We start from the raw sequence: 20,290 nt of genomic DNA on the forward strand, positions 1-20,290 counted from the left end.
AGTATATGAAGAATTCATTTGCTCATATTCGTGTAGTATATGTACAAATTTATTAAAGAACAAAAATTACAGAGCCTATGTAATAAAAAGCCCTGAGCTAACTAAACTCAGGGCATTTGAACGTACTTATTCTTCTATTACTTCTTTTCCAGTGGAGAACCATTCTTCTACGTTCCATACTTTTGTTACTAAGCCTTCGTAGAATTCAGGTTCATGACTCACAAGTACGATAGTTCCTTTAAATTCTTTCATTGCACGTTTTAGTTCTTCTTTTGCATGGATATCTAAATGGTTTGTTGGTTCGTCAAAAATTAACCAGTTACTTTCTTCCATCATCAGTTTACATAAACGTACTTTTGCTTGCTCGCCACCACTTAAACTAGAAAGTGGACGGGAAATATGTTCACTTTTTAAACCAGTTCGAGCTAAAGCAGCACGTACCTGGCTTTGTTCCATGCTTGGGTAAACTTCCCAAATGGCTTCGATTGGTGTAATATTACCTGCTTTTACTTCTTGTTCAAAGTAAGAAGGAAATAAGAAATCCCCACGAGTTACTTTTCCACCCAGTGAAGGAATTTTGCCTAACATCGTTTTAAGTAAAGTTGATTTACCAATACCATTCATTCCAACAAGTGCAATTTTTTCTCCGCGTTCAATAGTGAACGTTAAAGGAGGGAGTAAAGGCTTATCATAACCGATTTCTAAATGTTCCGCTTCTACCACGTAACGACCAGAGCTACGAGACTCTTTGAAACTAAATTCAGGCTTTGCTGCTGTTTCTGGACGGTCTATACGCTCTATGCGATCAAGTTGTTTCTGGCGAGATTTTGCGCGTCCCGTTGTAGAATAGCGCGCTTTATTTTTTGCAATAAACTCTTCTTGTTTTTTTATGAAGTCTTGTTGCTTTTCATAAGCATCAATATGCTGTCTTTTGTTTAACTCTGCAAGCTCTAAGAACTTTTCATAGGATGCTGTATAACGAGTCAACTTTGAAAACTCTAAGTGGAAGATGACATCAACAATACCATTCATAAATTCTGTATCATGCGAGATCAATAAAAACGCATATGGATAGTTTTTCAGATAGTTAGATAACCAAGAAACGTGTTCTTCGTCTAAATAGTTGGTAGGCTCATCTAATAGCAATACTTTTGGCTTCTCTAATAAAAGCTTAGCTAGAAGCACCTTTGTACGCTGCCCACCAGATAGTGCTTCAACTGGACGGTTTAATCCGATAGCATCTAACCCAAGACCACGAGCGACCTCTTCCACTTTCATGTCTAATGAATAAAAATCACCAGCATCTAAAGCATCTTGGATTTCCGCCATTTGTTCTAGTAATTCTTCCAATTCCTCTGGAGTGGCATCCGCCATTTTTGCGATAATTTCATTTAACTCTTCCTCTTTTTTATAAAGAGGCAAAAAGGCATCTCGAAGTGTGTCGAACATTGAGCGTCCTTGTTGTAAACGGGTATGCTGATCCAAATAACCGTAATGAGTGCCAGGCAACCATTCTACACGGCCCTCATCATAAATGATTTCGCCTGTCAGTATATTCATCAAAGTGGATTTACCAACCCCGTTTGCACCAACTAGTCCAACATGTTCTCCTTCCACTAAACGAAAAGAAACCTCTTTGAAAAGCGTGCGATCTCCGAATGTATGTCCCAAATTTTCTACGTTTAATAAGCTCATTTATTGTTTCCTCCATAAAGAAAGCTCGCTAGACTGATGTCAAACGCTCTCATTCTTCGTTACTCCTGCGAAAAGCTCGTCGCAGAAAGAACATTTGCTCCTGCGCAAAGCTCGTTGCAGAAAGACATTTGCTGGCACACCATTGTAAGCTCATAAAAACTAAATTGAGCTTCCGTCTCGAGCCGGCGTGCAGTCCCATAGGATTGGGTCATGCAACCGTTGCGACAAGGATGTCGCGAACTTAAGTTGCCTCGACTGACAAGCGTTTTCAAGTCAGTCTGGGAACCTAGCTTCGAAATTTATCTGCCAGAAATCTGAATAATTAACGTTTTACAATTCCGCGAGCTGTTTGTTTAGTTCTGCAAGGTCTTCTTCCATTTTGGCTAGTCTACGTTCGGCGTTTTCTATTTGAGTGGGATGGCCGTTTGATTCCAGTTTTTCCATGTCTCCTTGTAAACGGATGTAATCCATTTTTAACTCAGCTATCTGCGCTTGTAGTTGTTGTTTTGTCATGAAAAATCACCTTCAGCTTTTTGCCTAATTGTAGCATAAAAAGTTGTTTAACGCGCTATTTCTTCTTGTTCTATTTTTTTCGTTATAGTTTCATTGATAAGATTTACAACATCTTCTAAATTAGAACTAAATTGAATATGTTGCTGCTTCTGTATATATGCTTTTCTTCTATTGTCATGCAAAATGATTTCCATCACAGCATTTTGAAGGTAGGATTGCTTGATTTTGCGTCCTAATCCCAAATTGGCAAAGCCATTTACTTCTTGTGGGAATGCATAATTCATCTCTTCCTCATGTGCACACAAAATAATGCAAGGAATTTTAAGTTGTGCTACAAGGAAGGGGGTGTAAGCACCAGAAGTAATGACGATATCACTAGTATATATATAAGATTCTGGTTCTTTGGTGGAAATAACTTTGATGGATTTTCGAGTAAGCGCAAACCGCTTCAGCTCTGTTATGTCATGCTTATAATTTTCATCAACAATTACACTAATTTGTAAAGGGATGTGCAGCTGGACAAGATGCCTTAACGTGCGATACGTCAAATTCTCCGGATCTTCATGAGGGAAGGCAACCACAATATGTGGCGGATCTTGTAACATGTTATTATTTTTAAAGACAATTTTATGTGCTGGAATATATCCAGTAGGTCCATATACATAATTTTCTTTGGAAATGTCCTTTGGATTCTCATATAATGCCTGAAAAACAATGTCAGCTAATGCTCCGCCATCCCCATGATCATCGAAATGGATAAGTGGACAGTTAAATGTTTTTAAATGGCGAATCAAATCTTTTTCAGAGTTCCCACTATCATGAATAATACAATTAGGACTAAAAAGTTTCATTTCTTCTAATAGATTAGCATTATTTCTAAATAAAACAGCTTTAATATTTAGCGTTTCTAAATATGCAATTAGGCTTGTATTCGAACTAGGTACAAAAAATTTACAATCTGTAGTATTTAAAGCAGGGAGCAGTGTTTTTGCTCGATCAGCAGGATATAATCCGCGGTGAGGAAGTGTATTTAAAAGATAAGCTAATTTCAATTTTCATCATCCTTTCCTTACTATACTTTTTATTGTATGGAAAGGGACAGGTGTGTATGACTGCAAGAATAACGAAAGGCTCAGATCTCTACTTATTACTGGATGGGTGGCATAGTGAAATGGAAAAAAGAACTGCTATCGTTGTTGGTGCAACGGGATTTACTGGAAGCTTTTTAGTAAAACAGTTATGTGAAAGTGAAGAATATGTTGCAGTTTCAATTATTGCTAGAAGAGACATTACATATAAGCATCCAAAACTGGATGTAACAATTAAGGATTTTGATATGTTGGAAGAAAAGGATTTAGAAATTGCAGATGATCTATTCTGTTGTTTAGGAACAACGATGAAAAAAGCGAAAACGAAGGAGAACTTTGAAAAAGTGGATTTTATGTATCCTCTTCAAATTGCTTCGTTGGCAAAAAAAAGGGGGATACAGCATGTGCTTGTCATTTCTGCAGCGGGTTCTAGCAAAAAATCTCCGTTTTTTTATAGCCGTATAAAAGGGAAAATGGAGCAAGAACTTATGGACTTAAATCTTCCGCAGCTGTCCATTTTCCGTCCGACCTTACTTACAGGGGATCGAGGAGAATTTCGATTTGGGGAAAGGCTTGCGGAAGGAGTATTCCAACTACTCAATCCACTATTGATTGGCCCCTTTAAGCGCTTTCGTTCTATTGAAGGTAAACAATTAGCTTTTGCAATATACCATTATGCAGTCCATGGAAATAAAAATAAAGTGAATATATATAAAGCTTTACCTATTTTAGAAGCAAAACCAATTATAGAAGAGGATGAGCAGCCGATTCCGCGAGAAGAATTGTTTAATTGGGAAAATCGAAAAGATATATTTTTAGAAAAGGAAAAAATAGAAGATTAAAGCAAATTACAGCTCATTGGGTTCATGCATATACTGTATTAATTAGAAAGTCGAGGAAAGAGGGGTTCAGTCAAAAGGATGAACTTTGTCAAAATGAAAGTTTATTTCGAAATTAGACCTCCTTTTTTGATACAATGAGAAGCGGATAAAGGAGGTTCTGTAAAATGAAAATTCTACTTGTAGACGGAACAATTATTGGTACGAAAACAGGAGTTATTTTAGAACAAGTGAAAGACTATATAGAAAATCTCAACAAGAATTATACGTTAGAAATTGTAAGTCTAGCGAATTATGAACATCAATTTGTAGATGGTAGACCATTTGAAAACTATAACGATGACATGAAGCTGCTTGTTAGTAAGTTTGAACAAGCTGACGGATATATTATTGCAACACCTATTTTTCAAGGATCTATCCCTGGAGTATTGAAAAATACATTTGACTTTTTACATCCAAAAACAATGCGCTACAAACCAGTATCTATTGTAGCGAATGGCGGGACATACCAACATCACCTAGTAATCGAAAATCAGCTTAAGCCAATTTTGGACTACTTCCGATGCCTTGTCACCCCAAATTATGTGTACACACACTCTAGCCATTTTGACAAAAATAACGTCATTGTTGAAGAAGACGTACATGAACGTCTCCGAGAACTCGCTCGTGTATTTGTACAATACGTAGAAATGAGTAAAACACTTTGTAAAGAACCAATCGATACGCATTGATGAATTAGAGAGAAGGATGTCTCCAAAGCTTTTGGGGCATCCGTTTTTTTTATTTTAAAACAAATGAACTTTTTTGGTGTTCAAATGTCTAATGTATAAGAGGGGATGAAATGGGGTGTGGGTGTGGAGGATTTAGACATAGCGAGTAAAGCTATTCAAGGGGAAGAACAAGCATTTATACAGTTAATACAGATGCATAAAAAGGTACTATATCATACAGCATTTGCCTTTCTAAAAAATGAACATGACGCAGTGGAAGCATTGCAAGAAGTTACATTTAGAGCCTATCAAAAAATACATACAGTAAAAGAGCCGCAATATATGAAAACATGGCTTATTCGAATCATGATGAACTATTGCCAGGATCATTTAAAAAAGAACAAACGATATATTTCCAATGAATTTCTACAAGAAATGGGCTACTACACAGACAATACTAATCTAGAAATGGAGGAAGCCATTGCCTCCTTGTCTAGTGCAGAGCAGCAGTTAATATTCCTTAAATACTTCCAAGATACAAAAATTAAAGAAATAGCTGAGATAAAAAATATTCCAGAAGGAACCGTAAAATCGAGACTTCATAAAGCGCTAAAGTCATTGCGAAATTTCCTGACAGAGAAAGGGGATATAGATCATGTATGAAAAAGAAGAAGAAATGCTCAAACAATCAAAACAGCGATTGGAGCAAATTGAGATACCTGAAGAGCGGGTAAACGATGCCATACAAGAAGGCATTAAAAAGGCAAAAAACAAAAAAAGAAATCGTCGAAAAACACTCTCAATGCTTTCTGTAGTAGCAATTCTAATGTTGACATTAGTGACATCTATCCGAGTATCTCCTGCAGTTGCTAATGCAGTTTCATCTATTCCTGGAATGGAGAGATTTGTTCATTTAATTCAGTTTGATAAAGGGTTAGAAGCAATTATGGAAAATGACTATTACGAGCCAATCGGCGTTAGCCAAATAAAAGACAATATGACGTTTACGATTGATGGAGTAATTATAGATGAAACGGGAGCAGAGATTTTCTATACGTTAGAAGCCCCTCATTCTATTGAAAATATTAACTATACAAAAATTGATTTGTTAAATGACGATAGAAGTCTAATTGGTTCTATTGGGTACGATTCACCAAATCAGGAGCATGCAAACCGAAAGGAAGATAAATTCAGCTTTGTTTTTACAGAGACAGAGAAATTTACTTCTAATGAGTTTGAGATTACGTTTCAAGTAGAAATGGATAGTAAAGATACAACCTTCCAAGTTCCGTTCACTGTTAAAAATGAATGGAAGAATGGAAAAGTATATTCATTAAATGAAGAAGTAGAGATGGATGGTCAGAAAATACTCGTGAAAGAAATAAAGGTTTATCCTCTACGTGTAGCAATTTCTATAGAGTTTGACGAACAAAATGATATGGAAATCTTACAGTTTGAGGATATGCGAATCGAAGATGAGAACGGTGAAGTTTGGAGTTCCATTCAAAATGGAACAAGTGGTTTTGGGGGAGTAGGAAACAAAGAAAGAACCTACTTTTTACAAAGCAATTATTTTAAAGAGCCAAAAGAGCTTTATTTTAAATTCGATAAAGTGCAGGCGCTCCCTAAGGACGATAGTTATTTATTAATCGACTTTGGAAAGAAGGAAGTTTTGAAACAGCCATCCGAAGGTAAAATTGAAGTTACGGGGATTCATAGTAATTCATTTGAGGTAAAATATGCTCCTATACGGGAAAACCATATGTATTCTCTTTTTACAGATGGTGAGAACGCACTCGGAGAAGTAGTCGATATACCAACGCAAGGTACCTCGGGCGATGGAGAATATCATTTTTCAGAAATAACTTTAGAAGCAAAGGATATCATAAATCCAGTAAGATTGGATTTTACTGCATATCCTAATTACTTAGATGGTTCTGTATCAATTAAGATAAAGTAATAAAATTGGCATTAAATGTATGAACGAGACTAATTTCAATAAAACCGAGACTAATTCATGCAATATCGCAACCAATTTTTAAATAACGAGACCAAAATAACATTAACCGAGACCAATTCAATCATAAGCGAGACCAAATACAAACCTAAAGAAAAGAGAGTGACTTAAAAGTCACTCTCTTTTTAACCTACAGTTTCAAATTCTTTAAAGCTTCTGCTAACGCATTGTTTACAGGCTCTTCTTCTTTGTTTTGCTTTTTCAGATACTTTTGTACATCTCGTTTATCCGCTTTTCCTCCGGAGGTTTTTTTACGACGTTCGTTGAAAGCAGAGAGCTTTTCGCGATAGCCACATTTACATGTGAAAATTTGCCCTTCGCCTTCACCGCGAAGTTCAAGCTTTTTCTTACATTGTGGGCAGCGAGCATTTGTCACTCTTGCTACATTTTGACGGTGACCACATTCACGATCCTGACATACGAGCATTTTACCTTTTTTACCATTCACTTCAAGCATAGGTTTACCGCAATCAGGACATGTCTTCGTGGAGATATTGTCATGCTTAAATTTCTTCTCACTCTTTTTGATGTCACTGACAATTGTTTTTGTATAGTTTTTCATTTCACTGATGAAGACATTTTTGTTTAATTTTCCTTTTGCGATTGCTTCTAACTTTTGCTCCCACTCCGCAGTAAGGGCTGGGGTTTTCAAGTCCTCTGGAACTAAATCAAGCAATTGTTTCCCTTTTGATGTGATATATATATCTTTTCCTTTTTTCTCCATAAGGAAAGAATTAAACAGCTTCTCAATAATATCTGCTCTTGTCGCAACAGTTCCAAGACCACCCGTCTTATCGAGTGTTTTTGCCAACTCTTTATCTTGGGTACCCATATATTTTGCTGGATTCTCCATAGCTGTAAGTAAGGTTCCTTCATTAAATCTAGCTGGAGGTCTTGTTTGACCAGAAGTTTCTGTCACAAATTTAATGGATAATTTATCGCCTTTTTCCATGCGAGGAAGTATTTGTTCCTTCATATCATCTGCGTTGTCATCTTCTTCAAAACGATTTTCATATACTTCTTTCCAGCCTGATGAGAGAATTGTTTTCCCTTTTGCTACAAATGCTTCATCTCCAATAGCAGCTTTCACTGTGATTTGTTCATATTCGAAAGGAGGGAACAAAACTGCTAAAAAGCGTTTTACAACTAAATCATAAATTTTTCGTTCTTTGTCCGTAAAGTTTGCTTGATTTACAATTTCTTCTGTTGGGATGATTGCATGATGATCGGATACTTTACTATCATCTACAAAAGCCTTATTTGCTTTAATTGGTTTTTGTAAAACTTTGTTTGCTAGTTGTCTGTATTGTCCAATGCCACAGGACTTTAAGCGTTCTGGTAAAGTTTCTACGATATCGCTTGAAATGTATCTGGAATCCGTTCGTGGGTATGTTAGTACCTTGTGTTGCTCATACAATTTTTGCATAATACCAAGCGTTTCTTTAGCAGAATAGCCAAATATTTTATTGGCATCGCGTTGTAATTCGGTTAAATCATAGAGTTGCGGTGCAAAGCTTTTTTTGTGTTTTTTATCCACTTCCACAACTGTACCTTGCTTCTTATCTATTTTTGCTATTATTTGTTCTACTTTTTCTTTCGTAAATGTTCGCGTATCGTTTGTTTTACTATCGACCCAAGTGAGTTTTAATTGTTGATCTGTATGAGCCTCAATTCCATAATAGGTTTTGGGTTTGAAGTTTTTTATTTCTTCTTCTCTTTGCGCTATTATTGCAACGGTTGGGGTTTGTACGCGTCCACAAGATAACTGTGCATTAAATTTACTAGTAAGTGCTCTTGTTGCATTTAATCCAATGTACCAATCTGCTTCTGAGCGGGCAACTGCAGCGTGATAAAGGTTTTCATAAGCCTTACCTGGTTTTAAATTTTGAAAGCCTTCTTTAATTGCTTTGTCTGTTACGGATGAAATCCAAAGACGTTTAACGGGCTTATTTACTTTAGCTTTGTCGATTATCCATCTTGCTACTAATTCACCTTCACGACCGGCATCTGTTGAGATAATGATATCACTTACATCTGTACGGACTAATTGACTTTTCACGGCATTGTATTGCTTACCCGTTTGCTTAATCACGACAAGCTTTAAGTCGTTAGGGAGCATAGGTAAATCTTCCAAGCTCCATGTTTTATATTTACTGTCGTATGCTTCAGGATCAGCAAGTGTTACGAGATGTCCTAATGCCCAAGTCACAATGTATTTGTCGCCTTCTAGGAAGCCGTTTCCTTTTTTATGGCAATTCAATACTCGTGCTATGTCACGAGCAACTGAAGGTTTTTCTGCGATTACTACACTTTTCTTCATTTTAATACATCCTTTCGGGGGTAACCATTGAATTTAAATATAGCACAGAACGAGTTATTTTGTAGAAAGGGATAACGTTCTTATGATTTATTTAGCTATAATTTCAAGGGTATTTCCTGATGGATCTTTTACAAGTATGTAACTATCTTTTTCTTCAAAGGGAAAATCCAACCGTCTCAGTTGTGTTTTAGCTTTATTTAATTCCTCTTGTGTAAAAATAATCGTAAACCTCTTTAATCCTCTAGAATTGGCTGGAGGTGCAGGGAGACCAGTGCCGGACCATATGTTTAATGCAATATGATGATGGTAATGGTCTTTTGATAAAAACAGACTTCCATTTCCTTTTGACGTAATATCAAAACCAAGGCCGTCTACATAAAATTGTTCCGTTATTTCAAGTTCAGAAGCTTGCAAATGCATATGGCCAATACGTGTATTCTCTGGAAGGCCGTTCCAAGAAGGAGTTGCTTGTTTGAGCAAATTCTCGAAATCGATCGGATAAGAACCACCTGCATAACCACCGTCTTTGTCTCGCTCCCAATTAGCTGGAGGAAGATCTGCGTAAATTTCAATACCGTTTCCATCCGGATCTGCTAGATAAAGAGCATCACTATACTGATGATTTGATGCACCTTGCATAGGATATTCGGTTTCCGATAAATGAAGGAGCATAGTTCCTAAACTTGAATGGTCTGGCAATAGAATAGCAAAATGATAGAGTCCGGTTGTTCCTAAAGGTTTTTCCACTGAGTTTTCAACCTCTTCTAATACTAGCAAAGGGGTTTTACCATCAGCAGTTAAAGTAACTTTATTTTGTTCTACTTTTAAAATATCAAAGCCGATTACTTGTTGATAAAAAGTAGATAATTTATCAACATCAGATACAATCAAGTTCACTTCTTTTACTCTAGAAGGTGAATTAGTATTATATATTTCATAGGTTTCTTCATTTTCTTTAAACAGAAAGAATAGTGATAGGAGCACCAATAAGCCGATGGTTAAGCTAATAAATAGTTTGTTTTTCATTACGTAAATCTCCTTTTTTAATTAAACTACAATTTGTAGTGTAACAGGACTTACTAGTGAATACAGTTATTTAATGTTACAAAATTGTTAATTGTATCAATTTCGATTAACGATTGTTGACTGGAATAGTCCATCACACTACAATGAGTAAAATTTTCGTTCGAAAGAAATTCCGTTTACTTTGATTGTGGAGGACCTAAACGGCTATGAAAAAATGCTAAAGGGTGATTACCGTTCGAAATACAATCCATTAGCATTACTCGGAAGGCTCAATACATTTAAAGCAAAGTACAATTTTGAAATTGTTTATCTCGATAAAAAATTCACTGGCAACTGGATCTATCATCATTTTTATTACCAGGCAAAACACTATTTGAAATCGGGTGCATTCTAAAGTAAAGTTCAAGCAGCACTTAAAAAATGCAAAAATTTAATTAAGTGCTGTGAATTGAAGTAAAGTTAGTTGAAATTTATGAGGTTGATACCCATAAGGTTAAGAAGAAAAATTAAGACAATTAAGGATATAACTATACCAACTATTTTTCTCATAATATTACTCCTTTACAAGACCTATTATCTTGATTACTGGTGATATTCAGATAACAAACAAAAGTACTAATTGTTTTTAGTCGGTAATAAACCAATTTTCAAAACTAGTTCTTAAAGGTTCAATTAGGTTCCAAATAAATTCGAAATTTAAAATGCAAATTAGTAATAGAATATAAACGAAAAATCCAACTAGTTCTTTATTATTTTGCGTCTTATGAGTATTTTTCTTAGATCGAATCCATTCAAATAACAAAAAAATTAATCCAAATGAAACGCCTATTCGTAGGAATAAACTTATTAACATTATGCTAGAACCTTGTATTAAATCCTTGATAATATTAAAACTATATGTAAGCCAGTCAAAAAAATCATTAAATGTATCTGCCCTAAATTCAGGTATTTGGTTAATGATATTTAATATTGATTTCGGAGTGAAGAATAAAATAATAATCACAATAAAAACTAATAATTTTTGAAATGCCCATTGAACCTTAGTTTTAGTATTTTGAAAAGGGATTTTTTTATCTCTGTATATGTCAAATGCCAGTAATAATAAACTAATCATGGGTATTAATTTATAAGTTTGAGAATAAAAGGCTAGTGAAATAACTGAGATAATGATACTTAAAATCAATGTTATGACTATACCTTCATCGCCTGAATCATTCGATTTAGGATAGTATTTTGTAATATTTGTTTCAGTCATAGTTTTATTTATTTTTGTAGATTTGTCTATGTAGATATTATTTCCTTTTGAATTGTTTTGTTCAACTTTTGTATCTAAATTTGGCTTAATAAACTCTTTAATAACTTGAAAAATCGTGAAAATTCCAGCTATTATTCCAACAATGGCAGCTATTGTATTAATATCCATATGAACACACCCATTCTATTTAATAATTACCTAGAAATATATCGGCTCAAAAATCGATGTATTAAGTAGAGGTCCAGGAAAAAATCAAGAGTAATTACGGGTCTTGAAAATATATAAGGTAAGCACTTCTTTTGGTAACATGTGGTACCAAAAAGTAACTCATTTTAATTATAAGGAGGTTGAGACATGATATGTACGAATGGTTGAGAGACTATAAAAAACTAGAGGAAGAAATAGCCTATCTTGATTTCAATCTAATCCGTACTAAAAAGGAGTTAGGACGGTGGACAGGTGGAGACTTAGCAAAATATAAACTAACACCAGAAAGCCATGGGGCGAATGTTGAAGAAAAATTAGAAGCTATTGAATTTGAATTAGCTCATAAATTAAATGATCTTCATGAATTAAAAAAACTCATAAGCACATTTGATGGGTTAGAATACAAAATACTTTATCGAAAGCACGTAGAAGGAAAGACGTTAGAGTGTATAGCGAATGAATTAAATTACAGTACAAACTATATAAAGATTAAGCACGCTAACATAATGAGAATGATGCAGTATGCAAAGAAAGTTTCATCTAGGTAAGGTGTTAAAAAAGTACCTTACCAAGTAGTGGCTGAATCTATAGAAAAAACCATTTATAGTAGGAGTATAAAGAACCGTGATAAAGTTCTTTTCCCTTCGTTGGAGCATCCATTTAAACTTGGGTGCTCTTTGTATTTAAATTAATGTAATATAAAGATTAATAGAATACTCAATTTGAAGGGGGTAATATTTTGGAGAGAAAAATATGGGAAATTGACTTTGAGGTTATTGGTCCTTTGTCAATTGAAAGTACTATACGTTTTAAACAAGAAAAAGGATTCGATCATCATCAATTTTATAGTGATATAGAACTAACAAAAAGTTCTTTCGGCTTCAACGCTACTATTACTGCTTATGCTGATACTATAGAAATTGCCGAGACTGTAGCTAATGTTTATTTTGGTAGAATGAGAGATGTTTTATCTTTAAATAATGATATACCTATTCAACTAAGTAAAAATGAAGGTCCATTTAAAATGTCGAGGAATTTCAGAAGTAGAAGGAAATTAAATAAATTCGATATTATTAGTGCTTTTATAATGGCTAGAGAATTTGAAATTAATCATCCAAAATTATTAAGAGCTATTGGATGGTACTCTAAGGGTAAGTTATCAAATAATACATTCGATCAATTTTTTTCTTTTTGGAACGTGATAGAAATAATAGGCAAGAAATATCATACTCCTACAGAACGAACAAAAGAAGGAGTTAAAAATATGATTTATCAATGTTTTATAGATAATTTTGGAAAAATAGAAGATTGGGATTTGCCGGAAAGATGGATAGATACCATGCATGATAAAAGGAGTCAGATTGTTCACGGTGGAGAAGACACGACTCTTGAGGCTATTAATGAAACCTCGATGATGATTCCTTTATTAGAAAAGACTTCAAAAGAAATAATCAATAAAATAATTGATAGAGAATTTAAAAGAAGTGATTTTATTACATTTTGATATATGTTGCATTATTTTTACATCAAGCATCCAAATGGGTGTGGCTTTTAAAAAACGATATCAAATGAAAGGGATATTGTCAGTTGATGAATGTTTTCTATTTCGCCTATAACTATGATGAAAGTCCCAAAGTACTTCTAGATTGTATCGTTTTATCAATGGTGAATTCGAATGTTATGATGAAGTCGAAAACATATGGAAACCTGATCCTGAACTGTGCAAAATATTCATTGGAGAAGACTGGGAATATGATGAGATTTCAGAGGAGCAAGCACAAGAAATAATTAAATCTTTGCATGATTCCAGGAGGATACAAAGTGGAAACGTTTAGGTCAGAAAAAAATGATAGGTTTTATTTTAAGAACTATCAAGATATAGATGAAGAACTAATAATTCAAGAAGCTAAAACAAAGCTTGAAAAATTCCCACATATAAAATTCTATGGCTATCAAGAAATTATTTATTTAGACATATGGGAAGGCACATTTCACGATATGGAATTTAGATTATGTAATGATATAAATTACGGTTCATTTTTGATTTGCAATGATGAACATGTGTTAAAAGAAATAGAAGATATATTAAATAATTAAAGCGCCTAACCTAAGATAAATGGTTGAGTGCTTTTTATTATGCACTATTATTAAATCAAATTTTTATTACATACAATCATTTCCATTCACATTATGATTAATTGGAAGGAAGGGAGTTGAAGATATGGGTTGGACAAGTTTTATTAACTCAATGGAACCAGGAGATTGGGGAACTATATTAGCCGCGGCGATCGCTTTCGTAGCTTCGATATTTACTATTGCGAGTTCAACAAAAAGCGCAAGAAAATCAAATGAATTAAATGAAAAATTAGGTAAACTTCAAGCGAATACACAAGATAAACAGAGAATTGTTGAAACCATAGGTGCTCAAAGAGTTGTTTGGATAAATAACATTAGGCAACATTTCGTCGACTATAATTCAAATGCACAAAAACTTCATTTTAACTATATAAGATTGCTTTTAAATAATGAGGAAACAAAAATTCTTCGTGATAAAGCAATAGAAATATCTGAAGAAATGGTTAAAACAATACATAATACTGAATTGTTTTTAAATGGTGATGAAATTTACTCGAATGCAATAATAAGTATTATGAAAAAACTTAGAAATGATATCATAAATTTAAATTCAGTAATGAGCGTTAATCAATTCAATGATTATTTAAAACGTTTATTGTTTGCTCAAAACGTAATTCTAAAAGCAGAGTGGAAAAGAGTAAAGGAAGAGACATCTATTGGAGATTTTTTATCTGAAGAAAGAGTGAAAGAAATTTTCGTTGAAGTAGCTACTAAATTAGATGAAGATATGCATAATATTATTATTGAGAATTACAGCAATTAAGGCGTTTATTATTGGTCTTTTCTTTTGTCGAAAGATGTTAGTGACAATCATTTCCATTCACATTATGATTAGTGTGGGGGGAGGTGAGTGAAAATGGGGAAATACCACATTGAGTATAAATCAGTTGATGGAAAGGTTTTAGCTACAGAGACAAAAGAGTATGAAAGTGATGATAAAGCAAATGAAAATAGCAAAATTAAGCTAACACAAGCGACTATTACTATTGATTTGGAAAGAAGTTGTGAAGTATTGAATACTTCACATATTGCAAAAATTGTTGTTGTAAAAATGTAATTATACATAAAGGTCACATCCAATCGGGTGTGGCTATTTATTTTATAAAGTGACAAATGTTTCCTGTTAATCTATTATTTTAATTGAAGATGAGATTTAAGAGATTGTTAGTTTTTCAACTAAGTTAGATTAGGAGTGAAGTAGAGTTATGAAGATATTTTTAAGTTGGTCAGGAACCGAAAGTAAACAATTGGCCTCTATTTTTAAAGAGTGGTTACCGAATGTACTTCAGTATGTTGAACCCTATATGTCTGCTGAAGATATCAGTTTGGGAGAAAGATGGAATAATAATATTACAGATAGTTTACATGAGTCTATTTTTGGGCTGATTTTTGTGACACCTTCTAATATTAATGCACCTTGGATTAATTTCGAAGCAGGGGCTTTGTCTAAAACGTTGGATTCAAAAGTTGTTCCAATTCTATACAATGCTGATGTTATGATATTAAATGAAGGACCTCTAAAACAATTTCAATCTGCAAAAAACTTGAAAAAGGATAGCATATATTCCTTATTACAAAGCATAAATAACGCTAATGTTCAGTTGAAACTAGACGAACAAAGATTAGAAAAGTCATTTGATATGTGGTGGAAAGAATTAGAAGAGTGTATCAATGGTATAGTTAAAGATAAACCAAAAGAAGGGGCTTCAGTTGCAAAAGAGCCTAGTGAGAAAGAAATATTAAGTGTCATATATTCAAAACTAACTGAGCAAGAAAAACTACTAAAAATGGATAGACATTCTAGAAATCATGTTAGTGAACTAACTATTGAACTTGATGTCCTTCATGACCTTGAAGGAGGGCATCAAGCTCTTGAGTTATGTATTCAGGAATTAACAGATGGTGCTCATGATGAAGAACTTATGAATTTTGTAGCAATGGAGGCTAAAAATTTAAAGAAGGCTATAACTCATATTAAAAGAAGAGTTACTTTTACTGAATTAACTGATTTAAATGTACGGGATACTTTAAAAATGAAACCTGAATTCATAAGTAGGTAAGAATAATATTAGTTTTATTAATATTCACGGAGAAAAATTTAAAAAAATTAAGTCGTACTCATTCGAGTGCGGCTTTTTATTATACATAAAAGGTGGTGGTCATTCTTGTTTTACTCTAAGTCAAATTCGAGAAAGGATTGGTGATCTACACATCTCGTGTGGTCATACGTTAGTTGACTAATAAAACTTATTGGAGTGATTGAATGCTAAAACATACAGTAGAGCTTATCAATAGGTTATTTCAAATCAGAACGAAAAGAAGTAAACCACCAGATGTTGAGGTGATAGCATGATTGAATACAAATCAGAAGAACAAAAGAAGAAGTTCTATAAATCCAAAGAATGGTCAGGTGTCAATGGCTTACGCAATCAAGCATTAAAGCGTGACAATTACGAATGCCGGCTATGTAAAGCTGAAGGTAAAGTACATGTTGATTCAATCAAGGTTGAAGGTGAGCGTAAGTCTATCCAACTAAACGTTCATCACATTAAAGAAATCGAAACAAATCCAGAGCTTGCATTAGACTTGGACAACCTTATGACTATCTGTTTAGACCATCACAACAAAGAACACAATCGATTCAAACCAAGTACAAATAAATGGATTCACGATGAGAGATGGTGAATATACCCCCCGTCAAAATATTTTGGACAATTTTAAAATGTCCTGGGACCGGGGAGGGGGTAACATGAGCGAAATGTTAGATCAGTTGAAAGAACAATTAATGGCACGAATCGATACAGATGACTTGCTAGAGGTCGATAAAATCAATCGATATATTAAATTAAGGGAATTAGATTTAGCTTGTAATAAATCGATTGAACAAGATGGAGCAACTATAACCATTGAAAATAGATCACAACGATTTATAAAGGCCCATCCAGCAATGAATGAAAAAGCGAAATTAAATGCACAAATGATTGCACTAGAGAAAAGTATAAAATTCTCTAATGGAGATCTTGTCCCTTCCCCTTCATCTGCATCTGTGGAAGGTAAACAAGGTGACTATGAACCTAGTGATTTAGTTTGAACAGTCAAAAGTATGTAGATGAATATATTCACCTGTACGAAACAGGGAAAATAAAAAGCTATTAACAATAAAAATTTATGGAGTCGCAAAAGTTTGTTTGGATACGCTCGTAAATTATTGGTTTTAATAGTAATTATAACGGCAAACATAATTGACCAGGTGCTAAATTTAGGAGGTACTTTAACCTTTGCAACAGTATTGTTTTATATAGCAAACGAGGGATTAAGTATATTTGAAAACATGGCTGAATTAGGTGTGTTGGTACCAACCAACCTCGCTGAAAAACTAAAGGTTATTGAGGAAAAAAAACACGAAAGTGAAGGTATTGGTACGGAAATACGTGAAGAACTGGTTGGTGCTAAAGTAGACGAGCAATTAGCAATTAAAGGAAGGTGACTAATTCCATGGTTAAATCGCATTAGATGCAGGTCATGGTTATAACACACCTGGTAAGCGTACCCCTGATGATGAAAAAGAATGGTCGTTTAATGATGTAGTCGTTCGTTATGTAATAGCAGGACTGAAATTTTATGTAGGTGTGGAAATATTACGTCTTGATGATCCAACAGGAAAAACAGATACACCTTTAGGAACTCGAACGAATCAAGCGAATAATTGGAAAGCTGATGTGCTTATATCCTTCCACAAAAATGCATCCAAAGGTGAGTGGGGAAATCATACTGGAACGGAAACATATATCTATCCGAAGACGAGTAAAAGTAGAACACTTGCTGAAGCTATTCATCCCCAGATTGTGAAGAAACTTAAACTAAAAAATAGAGGTATTAGGGAATCGGATTTTCATATGTTACGAGAGTCTAATATGCCAGCTATTTTAATTGAAAGTGGTTATATGGATAGTCGCATAGATATTGTAGCTTTACGTGATGAAAGTAGACTAAGAGCTATTGCAGATGGAACAGTTTTTGGTTTAGTTAATTACTTTGGATTAATTAAGAAAGAGGTGGCAGGAGTGTCAAATACTATTCAATTAACGTCTGGTCAACAGAAAGCAAAAGATACTTTAGTGAAACATGGATTGATGGCAGCTAATTACGAAATAAAAGATTCTGTGGATGTTCGGTTTATTACAATGCTAGCACCTTTGTTAAATAAATTAGAAGAAAAGGCTCACTTTAACAATTGCCCTGCTCATTAGAGTGGGGCTTTTTTTATTTTCAGATAATACTATAGACTTTCTTTGTTCCAAATTATACTATAAAAGAAAGTCAAAAAGAGGGGGTCTTAGAGATTGTTGTCTAAATTATTTAAAGCTATAGTTGTGTTAATTTTAGCAGTTGGAATTGTATCTTTTAGCAGTAATAGTGCAAGTGCCGCTAAAGTGATGTGGGGAAAAACAGAACTAAAATTAGGCCAAATAGGCAAAGTTACTATTTTATCTAATACAAACCTAGTTAAAATGGAAAGCAATGGTTCATTAACTACGGTTCGATCTATGAAAAAGGGAGAGGAATACCGAGTTTATAGTTATAAGACGAATCATGGTGGTTTATACGGTGTCGGTGGTGGAAGTTACATTCAGAAGTCTACGAATGTAAAGTACGAAACACCGTCAAAAAGTAAATTAGCATCATTAAAGGGATCTTCACTTATACCGACTTACGAAGAATGGTTAAATAGTAAGGAAGCAACAAATTATGAACCAAGTTCCCCTAGTAATACTGACTATAAAGTTAAAAATGAGTTGATTTTGATTGCACAAGACGGACAGTATCTCGGTAAATTAATAACAGATAAGTACGATGATGAATCTATATTTAATCAGTACGGCGATTATGGAAGTAAATATTCAGATACTAGTATATGGAATAAGTATAGCGAATATGGAAGTAAATATGGAACCTATAGTGCTTTTAATAAACGTTCTCCTTCACCACCCGTCATATTTGATGGAAAAGAAGCTATTGGATATTTAACTGTTGATTTTGATAAAAAAGGAGCAATTCATCCAGATTTATTACACGCATTATTGGAAGAGTTGGGTTTATAATGCCTGTAATCCCTTGAGCGTCTCATTTGAGATGCTTTTTTATTTGCCTTAAAAAATGTTGTAAAAATCAAGTGGTCGCTTTTTTCAATTGCATAAATTAAAGGAATCCTTAACTTTCCGCTACTAGTCCATCCACGAGCTTTTACTTTACATGCATATGGTGGAGTTCTCCTAAACAATTCATTCTTAATCTCCGTAGTAAAACCAAGTCTTACACTTCCTAAATATTCTCCATCCACACTTTTTAGTTGTACAGTCAATGGTTTAAATGTGATCTTCGAAACAACACAATCATGATAACTCCAATTTATTATTTTCCTCCAATTATCTGTTCTCTTACCTGCCGTATAAGTACTACCTAAACGTTTGGTTACAATTCCCTCCATGTTATTATCTTTAATCAAATCAAATAGCGACTTACCTTCTGTGTGTATGTAAGGAACCAAATGAATGTATGGAGAATCAATCTTTGCCAACACTTCAGTTAGAAGTCCTTTTCTTTCTTCAAGAGGATATTTTGTAATGGATTCATTTTTATAAGTGAGAATATCAAATTAAACCGCTTCGCCTACTTTGCGTAGTATTTCTAGGAACAATGGAGACATCTGTATAATGGCATATCCATACCCTGCGTTAAATATTGTTTGCCACGCTTTTTCGGTATATCCTAGAATGAAAAAGAATGCGCCACCAAGCATAATGACCGATGCAATAGGAAAGGAGATAGCGACCATTATCGAAATTAACTGATCCAATATGTTTGCTAACATTTCCAATGAAGCGCCCAAGCAATATAATTGCCGATGTTTTAAATATTGATGATATACGCGATTTAATTGATTTTAAAAATGAAAGTAAATGAATCTGTAGAAAATCGGAACAGGGGGGATGAATTTGTTCGAGTACTACATTTGTAATGGAGCTAATGAGGTTATCTATGAAAAACAATGTCTTGCGATTGAAAAGAACATTCCAGGGGTAATAAAAGAAGATTTGTTAGTCGATGTTGATAACAGTAAAATACAAAGCTATAGAGTAGGGAATTCTTTAATATCCGTCCATTATTATTACTACATGAATGGAGTATATGTGAAATCTGAAATCGACTTGGAAAAGATTATTAAATAAGCATAAAAAATGCCCAACCACAACTAAATCTGTGGAAGGGCTTTGATATTATTAATTTACAACTTTTTTCTTTTCATTAACGCCTGTCGACTTATTTATATTTAGTCCCCCAAAAGTTCCCCCAAATAAGCGATTATATTAGGTGGTAAACGAAAAACAATTTTATATTGTAATTCATAAAATTGTTGATATTACAATGTTTGTGAGTATAAAACACTTTCATTCGATAAGCATTTGCACTACAATGAGTAATG

The 20,290-nt window shown here is 34.0% G+C and carries 24 protein-coding genes and 1 pseudogene; 17 read left to right on the forward strand and 8 right to left on the reverse strand.

What is annotated here, in order from left to right; genetic code table 11:
• Positions 1-126: 126 nt before the first annotated feature.
• The 3 genes from P2Q73_RS16345 to P2Q73_RS16355 all read right to left on the reverse strand — a co-directional run bounded on the left by P2Q73_RS16345 (position 127) and on the right by P2Q73_RS16355 (position 3,260).
• Positions 127-1,695, reverse strand: a complete 1,569-nt coding sequence (locus tag P2Q73_RS16345; protein ID WP_275789129.1) for an ABC-F family ATP-binding cassette domain-containing protein — start codon at positions 1,693-1,695, stop codon at positions 127-129.
• A gap of 330 nt (positions 1,696-2,025) precedes the next feature.
• Positions 2,026-2,208, reverse strand: a complete 183-nt coding sequence (locus P2Q73_RS16350) for an SE1832 family protein (protein ID WP_053590611.1) — start codon at positions 2,206-2,208, stop codon at positions 2,026-2,028.
• 47 nt (positions 2,209-2,255) lie between these two features.
• Positions 2,256-3,260 carry a hypothetical protein gene (locus P2Q73_RS16355; RefSeq protein ID WP_275789131.1) on the reverse strand — a complete coding sequence of 335 codons (1,005 nt, stop codon included), beginning with the start codon at positions 3,258-3,260 and terminating at the stop codon, positions 2,256-2,258.
• Positions 3,261-3,316: 56 nt separating this feature from the next.
• On the opposite strand from P2Q73_RS16355, the gene P2Q73_RS16360 reads away from it, so the two are divergent.
• The 4 genes from P2Q73_RS16360 (at position 3,317) to P2Q73_RS16375 (ending at position 6,805) form a co-directional block, all read left to right on the forward strand.
• Positions 3,317-4,138, forward strand: a complete 822-nt coding sequence (locus tag P2Q73_RS16360; RefSeq protein WP_275789133.1) for an NAD(P)H-binding protein — start codon at positions 3,317-3,319, stop codon at positions 4,136-4,138.
• A gap of 164 nt (positions 4,139-4,302) precedes the next feature.
• Positions 4,303-4,866: an NADPH-dependent FMN reductase gene (locus P2Q73_RS16365; protein ID WP_053590609.1), complete on the forward strand. Its 564-nt coding sequence runs from the start codon at positions 4,303-4,305 to the stop codon at positions 4,864-4,866.
• 105 nt (positions 4,867-4,971) lie between these two features.
• Complete coding sequence (locus P2Q73_RS16370) at positions 4,972-5,508, forward strand: sigma-70 family RNA polymerase sigma factor (RefSeq protein WP_275789136.1); 537 nt, start codon at positions 4,972-4,974, stop codon at positions 5,506-5,508.
• Entirely contained in the window at positions 5,501-6,805 is a 1,305-nt protein-coding gene (locus P2Q73_RS16375; protein WP_275789138.1) for a DUF4179 domain-containing protein, read from the forward strand. The genes P2Q73_RS16370 and P2Q73_RS16375 overlap by 8 nt, the downstream gene beginning before the upstream one ends.
• 187 nt (positions 6,806-6,992) lie before the next feature.
• Here P2Q73_RS16375 and P2Q73_RS16380 read toward each other — a convergent pair whose 3' ends face one another.
• Positions 6,993-9,182, reverse strand: a complete 2,190-nt coding sequence (locus P2Q73_RS16380) for a DNA topoisomerase III (protein ID WP_275789140.1) — start codon at positions 9,180-9,182, stop codon at positions 6,993-6,995.
• 87 nt (positions 9,183-9,269) lie between these two features.
• Positions 9,270-10,208, reverse strand: a complete 939-nt coding sequence (locus P2Q73_RS16385; protein WP_082460734.1) for a VOC family protein — start codon at positions 10,206-10,208, stop codon at positions 9,270-9,272.
• Between the two features lie 157 nt (positions 10,209-10,365).
• Between P2Q73_RS16385 and P2Q73_RS16390 the strand changes: the two are divergent.
• Positions 10,366-10,602: pseudogene (locus P2Q73_RS16390) on the forward strand (ERCC4 domain-containing protein); the annotation flags it as partial.
• Positions 10,603-10,833: 231 nt separating this feature from the next.
• Here P2Q73_RS16390 and P2Q73_RS16395 read toward each other — a convergent pair.
• On the reverse strand, positions 10,834-11,631 hold the full coding sequence (locus P2Q73_RS16395) for a hypothetical protein (protein WP_275789142.1): 798 nt from the start codon (positions 11,629-11,631) through the stop codon (positions 10,834-10,836).
• Between the two features lie 191 nt (positions 11,632-11,822).
• Between P2Q73_RS16395 and P2Q73_RS16400 the strand changes: the two genes are divergently transcribed.
• The 11 genes from P2Q73_RS16400 to P2Q73_RS16450 all read left to right on the forward strand — a co-directional run bounded on the left by P2Q73_RS16400 (position 11,823) and on the right by P2Q73_RS16450 (position 18,908).
• Positions 11,823-12,218: a hypothetical protein gene (locus tag P2Q73_RS16400; protein ID WP_275789144.1), complete on the forward strand. Its 396-nt coding sequence runs from the start codon at positions 11,823-11,825 to the stop codon at positions 12,216-12,218.
• A gap of 191 nt (positions 12,219-12,409) precedes the next feature.
• Complete coding sequence (locus P2Q73_RS16405) at positions 12,410-13,174, forward strand: methylamine utilization protein MauJ (RefSeq protein ID WP_275789146.1); 765 nt, start codon at positions 12,410-12,412, stop codon at positions 13,172-13,174.
• 317 nt (positions 13,175-13,491) lie between these two features.
• Positions 13,492-13,767 (forward strand): hypothetical protein, encoded by a 276-nt coding sequence (locus tag P2Q73_RS16410; RefSeq protein WP_275789148.1) that lies wholly within the window; start codon positions 13,492-13,494, stop codon positions 13,765-13,767.
• A 124-nt stretch (positions 13,768-13,891) separates the two neighbouring features.
• Positions 13,892-14,569, forward strand: a complete 678-nt coding sequence (locus P2Q73_RS16415) for a hypothetical protein (protein WP_275789150.1) — start codon at positions 13,892-13,894, stop codon at positions 14,567-14,569.
• A 93-nt stretch (positions 14,570-14,662) separates the two neighbouring features.
• Positions 14,663-14,863, forward strand: a complete 201-nt coding sequence (locus P2Q73_RS16420) for a hypothetical protein (RefSeq protein WP_275789152.1) — start codon at positions 14,663-14,665, stop codon at positions 14,861-14,863.
• A 148-nt stretch (positions 14,864-15,011) separates the two neighbouring features.
• Positions 15,012-15,866, forward strand: a complete 855-nt coding sequence (locus tag P2Q73_RS16425) for a TIR domain-containing protein (RefSeq protein ID WP_275789154.1) — start codon at positions 15,012-15,014, stop codon at positions 15,864-15,866.
• Positions 15,867-16,155: 289 nt separating this feature from the next.
• Positions 16,156-16,491: an HNH endonuclease gene (locus P2Q73_RS16430; protein WP_275789156.1), complete on the forward strand. Its 336-nt coding sequence runs from the start codon at positions 16,156-16,158 to the stop codon at positions 16,489-16,491.
• A 64-nt stretch (positions 16,492-16,555) separates the two neighbouring features.
• Positions 16,556-16,897 carry a P27 family phage terminase small subunit gene (locus P2Q73_RS16435; protein WP_275789158.1) on the forward strand — a complete coding sequence of 114 codons (342 nt, stop codon included), beginning with the start codon at positions 16,556-16,558 and terminating at the stop codon, positions 16,895-16,897.
• A 60-nt stretch (positions 16,898-16,957) separates the two neighbouring features.
• The gene (locus P2Q73_RS16440; protein ID WP_275789488.1) at positions 16,958-17,293 is read left to right on the forward strand and encodes a phage holin family protein; all 336 of its coding nucleotides are present in this window, start codon (positions 16,958-16,960) and stop codon (positions 17,291-17,293) included.
• 16 nt (positions 17,294-17,309) lie between these two features.
• Positions 17,310-18,056, forward strand: coding sequence for an N-acetylmuramoyl-L-alanine amidase family protein (locus tag P2Q73_RS16445; RefSeq protein ID WP_275789490.1), 747 nt, complete (start codon positions 17,310-17,312; stop codon positions 18,054-18,056).
• 93 nt (positions 18,057-18,149) lie between these two features.
• Positions 18,150-18,908 (forward strand): hypothetical protein, encoded by a 759-nt coding sequence (locus P2Q73_RS16450; RefSeq protein WP_275789160.1) that lies wholly within the window; start codon positions 18,150-18,152, stop codon positions 18,906-18,908.
• Here P2Q73_RS16450 and P2Q73_RS16455 read toward each other — a convergent pair.
• Both P2Q73_RS16455 and P2Q73_RS16460 read right to left on the reverse strand, forming a co-directional pair.
• Positions 18,863-19,456: an ATP-dependent DNA ligase gene (locus P2Q73_RS16455; protein ID WP_275789492.1), complete on the reverse strand. Its 594-nt coding sequence runs from the start codon at positions 19,454-19,456 to the stop codon at positions 18,863-18,865. The genes P2Q73_RS16450 and P2Q73_RS16455 overlap by 46 nt on opposite strands.
• A gap of 6 nt (positions 19,457-19,462) precedes the next feature.
• The gene (locus P2Q73_RS16460; RefSeq protein WP_275789162.1) at positions 19,463-19,678 is read right to left on the reverse strand and encodes a hypothetical protein; all 216 of its coding nucleotides are present in this window, start codon (positions 19,676-19,678) and stop codon (positions 19,463-19,465) included.
• Between the two features lie 124 nt (positions 19,679-19,802).
• On the opposite strand from P2Q73_RS16460, the gene P2Q73_RS16465 reads away from it, so the two are divergent.
• A complete protein-coding gene (locus P2Q73_RS16465; RefSeq protein WP_275789164.1) occupies positions 19,803-20,036 on the forward strand; it encodes a hypothetical protein in 234 nt (77 codons plus the stop codon).
• Positions 20,037-20,290 lie beyond the last annotated feature (254 nt).

The organism is Bacillus sp. Cr_A10, from assembly GCF_029222665.1.
In the GTDB taxonomy this organism is placed as follows: domain Bacteria; phylum Bacillota; class Bacilli; order Bacillales_A; family Planococcaceae; genus Psychrobacillus.